Here is a 7775-nt window from a genome sequence, read left to right on the forward strand (position 1 = left end):
CGGTTTGTTACCCGATTGAGCCGATCGTTCGCATTTTAACGATCGCCCGATCCGGGCCCGATTGGTTAACGATTTGTAAAAATCCCCGCGGGAACCCTACGGTCCGCCCGGCTGCCCCTAGTGTGAAAGAGGTCACATCTCCCGCGGTTTATTTCTCCTACGCCTTCGGGACACCCGGCCAATGCAGGCCGGGGATGGGCAGGGCAGACAGGAGACTTCGTCATGAAGGCAAGGTTCTTGCGGTTCGCAGGTCTGAAGAGCCGGGCGCGCCGCGCCTCGACGGTCGGGCTGTTCCTGACGTTGTTCGCCACCGCCGCCCAGGCGCAGCAGGGAACCCCCGAGCAGCGCCGGGCCTGCACGCCCGACGTCTACCGGCTCTGCGCCGGCGAGATTCCCAACGTCCGCGCCATCACGGCGTGCCTGCGCCGTAACCGGTCAAGCTTGAGCGAGGCTTGCCGCACCGTGTTCGATCAGGCCGGCGGCTGACATAGCTGGCCTGTGGATTTGTGCGCAGCAAGTGGCCTGCGCGGGCTGGCGAATCCGGCATGATCGGCCTGTGAATATGCTGCGGACAGGCTGTGGATTGCTGTGGATGCCGGCCGCAGATACGTCGGCCGGCGTCGCATCTCCGTCAGAAGACGTCATATCTCTGTCAAATAACTTCATCATATGATTCGCCTATCGCGCAGTTGCTTGCGCGGTCCAGGATGATTTGGTTCTCCCGAATTCGGAATCGCGTGCCGCAGCGTCCGGCGCCTGCGAACAGTTTTTGTGCAGCCGCCTGCCCAAATCGCGGGCCCCCTCCATCCAATTTATTGTACGCCCGCGGACAAGCTTTCTCGTCCGCACTCCACCTAGGCTTCCTCCCGAGATTTGGAACATGGCCACTGCCATGGCAATTCGAAGGAGCGGGACGATGGAGAGACGGGTATTGCCCCAGACACGGGGGATGTCGCGCGCGTTGCCATGGCGCAACGTCACGCTCGGCGCGGCCATCGCTTTAGGTCTCGTCGCGGCCGCACCGCTGAGTGCGCAGGCCGCAGCGCCTGCCGCCTGCGCCGCGCTCCAGGACAAATATCCCGACTGGAAGGGCAAGACGCTCGTTAACGCCATCAACCCGCACACGCCGGGCTATGAGACGATCGACCCGAAGGATCCCAGCAAATATATCGGCTTCGACATCGATCTGGGCGAAGCCATCGGCGAATGTCTCGGCTTCAAACTGACTTACAAGCCAGTGACGTTTGCGGCGCTCCTGACCACGCTGTCCGCAGGACAAGCCGACATCGTGATCTCCGACATCTATGCCACCAAGGAACGCGCCAAGGCCGCCGACTTCATCACCTATTCGAAGGTGTTCGACGGCGTGCTGGTCGCCAAGGGCAATCCGAAGGGCATCAACGGCATCAACATGTCGATGTGTGGTGCTGCCGCCGCCGAGAACACCGGCTATGTCGAGGTCCCCCTGATCCAGGCGCTGATGCCGGAGTGCAAGAAGGCCGGCAAGCCCGAGCCGACCGTCCAGCTCTATGACAACAACGCCAACTGCATCCAGGCGATCCTCGCCGGCCGTGCCGACACCTATGTCAACGACGTCAACACCGTCGACAGCGCGGTGAAGGCCTATCCGGACAAGCTGGAGAAGGCGACCGCGGTGACGATCCCGTATTCGGTCGGCATCGCCGTGCCCAAGGACAAGCCGAAATTCCGCGACGCCGTGATGGCCGCGCTGATCGAGGTGCAGAAGGCCGGCACGCACATGGAGCTGCTGAAGAAGCATGGGCTCGATGTGGGTAATTTCAAGGAGCCGGACATTCTCACGGCTGACTGATGTCGCTGTTCCTCCATTACCTGAGCATGCCGTATCTGCTCGAGGGCATCGAGCTCACCCTCGAGGTGACTGCCCTCGGGCTCGGCGGCGGATTGATCCTCGGATTGATCCTCGCCGGCATGCAGCTCTCGCGCTTCTGGGTCCTGGCGGCGGTCGCCAGGGCCTACACCGTGATCTTCCGCGGCACGCCGCTGATCCTGCAGATGGTGTTCGCCTACGACGCGCTGCCGCATATCGGCATCAAGCTGCCGGCAGTGCTGGCCGCCGGCCTCGCGCTCGCCTGCAACGAGGCGCCGTTCATCGCGGAGATGCTCCGCGCCGGCGTGCTCGGCGTAGATCGCGGGCAGGTGACGGCAGGGCAGGCGCTCGGCATGACGCCGCGGATCCTGATGTGGCGGGTGATCGCGCCGCAGGCGATCCGCACCATGATCCCCGCGTTTGGCAACGAGGCCGTCAGCGCGCTGAAAAACTCTTCGCTGGCGTCCGTCGTCGCGGTCCAGGAGTTGACTTTGCGCTCGACCCAGTTGGCGTCCTCGACCTTCGATTTCTTCTCGATCTTCTTCGCCTCGGGTCTCCTGTATCTCGTACTGACCTTCGCCATCAGCATCATTCAGCTGTTCGTCGAATGGTTGCTCGATCTCGACCGGGCAAAAGGCCGCCAGCGCAAGCTCGCCGATTACTTGCCGTGGCGCCGCGTTGACCTCACGACCAAGCTTGAACTCGCTGAGGCGACCGTCGCCGATCCCGAGCCTGTACAGACGGAGCCTGCCGACACACCGCCGCTGGCACTAAGCCGCGAGGAACGTACCCGGCGTGCCGCGACGATTGCGCGCAACAACATCGCGGTCGAGACCAGGGATCTCAGCAAGAGCTACGGCGCGCAGAAGGTGCTTGGCGGCCTCGATCTCACCGTCCGCGTCGGCGAAGTCGTCGCGCTGCTCGGGCCCAGCGGTTCCGGCAAGAGCACGCTGCTTCGCTGCATCAATCATCTCGAAAGCTGGGACGGCGGCACGGTGCGCGTCGGCGGCCGCCGACTCGGTTTTGACGACGACGGCAAATTGCTGTCACCCCGGGCGATCGCCAACGAGCGGGCGACCGTCGGCGTCGGCATGGTGTTCCAGCAATTCAATCTGTTCGCCCATCTCTCGGCGAAGGAGAACATTGCCGGCCCCTTGCGCTGGGTCCACGGCATGACCCGCATCGATGCCGACCGCCGCGCCACCGAGCTGCTCGACCGCGTCGGCCTGACGCATCGTGCGGACGCGTTACCTCGTCATCTCTCCGGCGGCCAGCAGCAGCGTGTCGCCATTGCCCGCGCGCTCGCGCCCAATCCGAGCGTGCTGCTGCTGGACGAGCCGACCTCGGCGCTCGATCCCGAACTCGTCAACGAGGTGCTGGAGGTGATCCGCCGCCTCGCCATCGACGACGGCCTCACCATGATCATCTCGACCCACCAGATCCGCTTCGCCGACGAGGTCGCCGACCGCGTCGCGTTCCTCAGCGGTGGCGCGATCATCGAGGAGGGGCCTGCGCATGAGGTGCTCTCCAATCCGCGCAATCCGCTGACCGCGCGTTTCCTCAGCGTGATGGAAGCCGACAAGACGCCGGAGGCGGTCCGATGAGCGCCGCATCCGCAAGGTTCAAGACTCCCGAAGAGGCCATCTCATGAAGCATGTCACGCTGCCGGTTTCGCCAAAGACCGTCCACTGGGGCTATTTCTCCAAGATCGTCGCTCCGGCGCTGACGCTGCGCTCCGGCGATCGCGCCACCATCGAGACGCTGACCCATCATGCCAATGACGATTACGAGCGCATGATCGCCGGCGATCCCGGCGCCGAGAGCGTGTTCCAGTGGACCCGCGAGCACAAGGCGGTGGCGCGTCGCGGTTCGGGTCCGACCGAAGGCCCGTTCATCCGCGGCGCGGGCGAGGGGATTGGCGTGCATCTCCTCACCGGACCGGTCGCGATCGAGGGCGCCGAGCCCGGCGATATCCTGGAAGTCCGCATCCTCGATATCAGGCCGCGGCCGAGCTGCAGCGCCTGCCATGCGGGCCGCTGCTTCGGTTCCAATGTCGCGGCGAACTGGGGCTTTCACTATCACGACCTGATCGAGGAGCCGAAGCCGCGCGAGGTCGTCACCATCTTCGAGCTCGACACCTCGGGCGAGCCCTATGCGAAGGCCGTCTACAACTACGTCTGGACGCCGCAAACCGACCCCGACGGCATCGTGCATCCGACCATCGACTATCCCGGCGTCCGGGTCGATCACGCCACCATCAGGAAGCGCGAGAACATCCTCTCCAGCGTCAAGGTGCCGGCGCGGCTGCATTTCGGCACCATGGGCCTTGCGCCCTCGGAAGCCGATTTCGTCAGCTCGATCCCGCCCAGCTATACCGGCGGCAATATCGACGACTGGCGCATCGGCAAGGGCGCGCGGATGTTCTATCCGGTCGCGGTATCGGGCGCCTATTTCTCGGTCGGCGATCCCCACGCCGCCCAAGGCGACAGCGAACTCGGCGGCACCGCGATCGAGACCTCGCTGACCGGCGATTTCGAATTCATCCTGCACAAGAAGGCCGATCTCGCGGGCACCCATCTCGAAGGCCTCGACCATCCCATGCTCGAGACCGATCACGCCTGGTCGTTCTACGGCTTCACCTATCCGAACTATCTCGCCACGCTCGGTGCGGATGCGCAAACCGAGATTGCCAATCATTCGAGCCTCGACCGTGCGATGCGCGATGCATTCCGTAAACTACGCCGGTTCCTGATGACCGTGCATGGCCTGAGCGAGGACGAAGCGATCTCGCTGCTCTCGGTCGGCGCCGATTTCGGCGTCACCCAGGTCGTCGACGCCAATTGGGGCGTCCACGGCACGATCCGCAAGAACATGTTTCGGTGCGACTAATGCATTGAGGGATATTCCGTTTTCGGGGTGAGGGCGTGAACAAGGAAGATCATCTGCGTCCCGTCGCTGCGACGGATGAGCGCGTTCGTCTGGCACAGAGGTTGCTTCGATCGACCGCAATCTGGGTCGATCCGATGAGCTTCCGTCCCTTCACGAGCGAGTCCTATGCGCAAGACGACCGCCCGGAAGCCTGGCGGGACGTGCTGGCCGCGGTCGGCCTGCAACCGGCGGGTGGCCACTCTTTCTTTGACGGGCACGCAACGGCGTCGCATCGTCACGCCGTGGGTGTTGCGCTGACGCGGATGGCCGCGGGGGCACAGAGCGTCGGCCCCCTCCCGCAAGCAAACGAAGACCTTCCGATCGCGCTGATGCCGCTCGAGGACGGGATGGTGCTGAAAAGCGCCGGCAGCCACCGCATCGTTCCCGTCGGCCATCTCGTGCTGCTGCCGCGCAGCGGGGACTGGAGCATCGTGTTCCAGCGCGACATGCGCGCGATCGTGCTGTCGGTGACCACGAGCGCGCTGCACGGCCGCCTCTCGGGCAAGCCGCGGATCGGCGAGCCCCGGGTTGTCGCGCCAAGCGGTTTCTCCGACGTATTCGCGCGGCTGCTGGATGCGACGGCGCGCACGCTCGACAATTTGAGCGATGGCGAATGGAATGCGGTCGCGCAAGGCCTGGTCGATCTGCTCCTGACGCTTGCGCATCAGCTGGCTGCCTCGACGTCCGATGCCGGGTCGAGCGCGACGCAGGCAGCGCTCCTGCACCGGATCTGCCAGACCATCGAACGCCGGCTCGACGATCCCGATCTCGTGCCGGCGCGCGTCGCGCAGGCCGAGGGGATTTCCGAGCGTTACTTGCAAAAACTGTTCGAGACGGTCGGCGACAATTTTACCCATTATGTCCGCGAGCGCAGGCTCCAGCGTGCCTGGGCCGATCTGTCCAATCCGGTTGAAGCGCATCGCTCGATCTCGGAAATCGCCTACGCCTATGGCTTTGGCGACTCCGCGCATTTCAGCCGCGCTTTCCGCCATCGCTTCGGCCTGCCGCCGCGCGAATTTCGTCAGCAGGAGGCGGAGCGGGCGACGTTGCAGCACGGCGTCGCCGGCCAGCGCGGCTGGCCGCAGGAGGCGCTGGCGCAGCTGCGCACGCATCAGAGCGTGGAGGCCCGCAACGGCGTCGCTTGTGCCGGCGCCGAAGAACGGACCACAACGGAGCGCAGGCATCATCACCTCCCGGTCGAGGCCAGCCGCATTCATTGGGGCTATTTCAGCCGCTCACTGTCGCCGCAGATCGAGATCGCCTCGGGCGATACCATCACCATCGAGACGCTGACCCAGCACGCCTCCGACGCCCCCGACATGATGATTGCGGGCGATGCCGGCGCCGAAAGCGTGTTCGGCTGGACGCGAGAGAAGAAGAACGTCGATCGCCGCGGCGCCGGGCCAATGGATGCCAGCGTATTCGGCCGCGGTGCGGGCGAGGGGTTTGGCGTGCACATCTGCACGGGCCCGGTGGCGGTGAAGGACGCCCAGCCCGGCGACGTGCTGGAGGTGCGCATCCTTGACATCGTGCCGCGCGCAAGCCGCAGTCCGAACCATGCGGGACGCGTGTTCGGCTCTTCGGTCGCGGCGTGGTGGGGCTATCACTACAACGAGTTTCTCGGCGGCCCCAAGCCGCGCGAAATCGTCACCATCTACGAGATTTTTAACGACCCCGGGGAGCCCCACGCCCGCGCGCTTTATTCCTACCGCTGGGAGCCGCAGACCGATCCGTTCGGCGTCGTGCACGCGACCTACGACTATCCCGGCGTTCCCGTCGTATCGGGCACGGTGAAGCGCCGCCACGCCGTGCTCGACGGCATCCGTATTCCGCTGCGGCCGCATTTCGGCGTGATCGCGGTGGCGCCACGCGAGGTCGATTTCGTCGACTCCGTGCCGCCGTCCTATTTCGGCGGCAATCTCGACAATTGGCGGCTGGGGAAGGGGTCCAGCGTCTATCTTCCGGTCTCGGTGCCCGGTGCGTTGCTGTCGGTCGGCGATTCCCACGCCACCCAGGGCGACGGCGAATTGAGCGGCACCGCGATCGAATGTTCGATGACCGGCACGTTCGAGGTGATCCTGCACAAGAAGGCCGACCTCGCAGGCCAACCCTTCGCCGATCTCTCTTATCCGCTGATCGAGACCGAAACCGATTGGGTGCTGACCGGCTTCAGCCACCCCAACTACCTCGCCGAGTTCGGCGCGCAGGGCCAGAGCGAGGTCTACGCAAAGTCCTCGCTCGATCTCGCCATGAAAGATGCGTTCCGAAAAATGCGGCGCTTCCTGATGAACGTGAAGGGTCTCAGCGAGGACGAGGCGATCGCGCTGATGTCGGCCGCCGTCGATTTCGGCGTCACCCAGGTCGTCGACGGTAATTGGGGCGTGCACGCCATCCTCAGCAAGCGCCTGTTTCGGGACGCGACTTAACAAGGATACCTCTCGTGAAATTCCACATGATCAGCGGCGGACCGAAGCCGGTTGCGCCCTTCAGCCACGCCGTCGAGACCGACGGCTTTGTCTTCGTCACCGGCCAGATGCCGGATACGCCGCAGGCGCCAGGCGTATTGCCCGACGGCATCGTCGCGCAGACGCAAGCCGTGATGGAGAATTTGAAGGTGGTTCTCGCCGGCCTCGATCTCGGCCTCGAGCACGTCGTGATGACGCGTATTTACCTGACGCGCTTCAAAGAGGATTACGCCGCGATGAACGAGACCTATCGCAGCTTCTTCCCGCCGGATCGGCTGCCAGCCCGCACCTGCGTCGGCGTCACCGGCCTTGCCTATGACGCGCTGATCGAGATCGACCTGGTGTGCCGGCGGCCGTGATAGTTCATAGGGTGGGTTAGCTTTGCGGCTGCGCGAAGCGCAGGCGCTGGGCGTAACCCACCACGTCTGTTGCCGCGGAGACCCAAGAGGTAGGTTACGCTTCGCTAACCCACCGTACAATCCCTTGTGTTGCCCGTCGAGGCTGAGCAAGAATTGGTCGTTGGCGGCCTTAGG

General features: G+C 64.6%; 6 protein-coding genes. All 6 read left to right on the forward strand.

The features are described 5' to 3' along the window. Positions 1-222 precede the first annotated feature (222 nt). The 6 genes from IVB29_RS35875 to IVB29_RS35900 all read left to right on the forward strand — a co-directional run bounded on the left by IVB29_RS35875 (position 223) and on the right by IVB29_RS35900 (position 7601). A complete protein-coding gene (locus tag IVB29_RS35875) occupies positions 223-486 on the forward strand; it encodes a hypothetical protein (RefSeq protein ID WP_092031403.1) in 264 nt (87 codons plus the stop codon). 463 nt (positions 487-949) lie between these two features. Beyond that, positions 950-1831: an ABC transporter substrate-binding protein gene (locus tag IVB29_RS35880; RefSeq protein ID WP_247508138.1), complete on the forward strand. Its 882-nt coding sequence runs from the start codon at positions 950-952 to the stop codon at positions 1829-1831. Continuing rightward, the gene (locus IVB29_RS35885) at positions 1831-3453 is read left to right on the forward strand and encodes an amino acid ABC transporter permease/ATP-binding protein (RefSeq protein ID WP_247508139.1); all 1623 of its coding nucleotides are present in this window, start codon (positions 1831-1833) and stop codon (positions 3451-3453) included. Before IVB29_RS35880 ends, IVB29_RS35885 begins: the two co-directional genes overlap by 1 nt. A gap of 43 nt (positions 3454-3496) precedes the next feature. Beyond that, complete coding sequence (locus IVB29_RS35890; protein ID WP_247508140.1) at positions 3497-4738, forward strand: acetamidase/formamidase family protein; 1242 nt, start codon at positions 3497-3499, stop codon at positions 4736-4738. A gap of 134 nt (positions 4739-4872) precedes the next feature. Beyond that, positions 4873-7203 carry an acetamidase/formamidase family protein gene (locus IVB29_RS35895; protein WP_247508155.1) on the forward strand — a complete coding sequence of 777 codons (2331 nt, stop codon included), beginning with the start codon at positions 4873-4875 and terminating at the stop codon, positions 7201-7203. A 14-nt stretch (positions 7204-7217) separates the two neighbouring features. Then, a complete protein-coding gene (locus IVB29_RS35900; RefSeq protein WP_247508141.1) occupies positions 7218-7601 on the forward strand; it encodes a RidA family protein in 384 nt (127 codons plus the stop codon). Positions 7602-7775 lie beyond the last annotated feature (174 nt).

It is taken from the genome of Bradyrhizobium sp. 1, from assembly GCF_023073315.1.
GTDB lineage: Bacteria > Pseudomonadota > Alphaproteobacteria > Rhizobiales > Xanthobacteraceae > Bradyrhizobium.

Coding starts and splice junctions, on each gene's coding strand:
- IVB29_RS35895 (WP_247508155.1), top strand. CDS start 4,873: ATGAGCTTCCGTCCCTTCACGAGCGAGTCCTATGCGCAAGACGACCGC.
- IVB29_RS35890 (WP_247508140.1), top strand. CDS start 3,497: ATGAAGCATGTCACGCTGCCGGTTTCGCCAAAGACCGTCCACTGGGGC.
- IVB29_RS35875 (WP_092031403.1), top strand. CDS start 223: ATGAAGGCAAGGTTCTTGCGGTTCGCAGGTCTGAAGAGCCGGGCGCGC.
- IVB29_RS35880 (WP_247508138.1), top strand. CDS start 950: ATGTCGCGCGCGTTGCCATGGCGCAACGTCACGCTCGGCGCGGCCATC.
- IVB29_RS35885 (WP_247508139.1), top strand. CDS start 1,831: ATGTCGCTGTTCCTCCATTACCTGAGCATGCCGTATCTGCTCGAGGGC.